The 798-nt window shown below is 31.4% G+C and carries 1 protein-coding gene and 1 pseudogene; both read right to left on the bottom strand.

Translation table 11 applies throughout. The features are described 5' to 3' along the window. Window positions 1-195 precede the first annotated feature (195 nt). On the bottom strand, window positions 196-564 hold the full coding sequence (locus tag AC1DTM_RS29690) for a response regulator (protein ID WP_000940577.1): 369 nt from the start codon (window positions 562-564) through the stop codon (window positions 196-198). Between the two features lie 151 nt (window positions 565-715). Continuing rightward, window positions 716-798: pseudogene (locus tag AC1DTM_RS29685) on the bottom strand (OmpA family protein); the annotation flags it as partial.

The following is a 798-nucleotide window of genomic DNA, read 5'->3' as shown; positions in this document are numbered from 1 at the left end:
TTTTCATTTAGCGACTGTAAATGTTCTTCTGCTTCTTCAAAAAATATATTTAATAGATCTGTTTGCACTTTAATCCCCTACCTGTCTAACAAACATTTCATTTATGTATAACAATTTAGTGTTTTAAAACAAGAAAAAAAGGGGCCACATATCTATCTACTATCATTGTTTTGATTCCTTGTGGCACCCCTTATATTAGCTGTTTGCTACTTTTGTTAAAGCTTCAATAACACGATCCGCTTGGAATGGCTTTACAATAAAGTCTTTTGCCCCGCCCTTAATCGCATCTAACACCATACCTTGTTGTCCCATTGCGGAACAAATGACAACCTTTGCACTMGAATCAATTTTCATAATTTCTTTTAATGCTTCAAGTCCGTCCATTTCAGGCATCGTAATATCTAGTGTTACAATATCAGGTTGAAGCTCTTTATACTTTTGAATCGCTTCTACCCCATTCTCTGCTTCACCGATAACTTCAAATTCAGAATTACTTTTTAACAAGTTTTTAATCATTGTTCGCATGAACATCGCATCATCTACAACTAAAATTTTATGTGCCATTCTTTTCGGTTCTCTCCTTACTATGTATAAAAATATCTTAATATTTCACCTTATCATTCTCACTCATTATACAAAATAAAACGATAAAATTTAATATTTTTTTAAAAGAATTTCTGTATTTTTATTATTTTATTACTAAAATAGAAATATATTATTCCTTAATATATATTACAACGCGGCGGTTCTTCTCCCAATTTTGTKGTGAATCATTTGGTGCTACTGGTTTTGTGTCTG

Source organism: Bacillus sp. P4_D3 (assembly GCF_056401855.1).
This window is presented reverse-complemented; position numbering and strand designations above follow the sequence as displayed.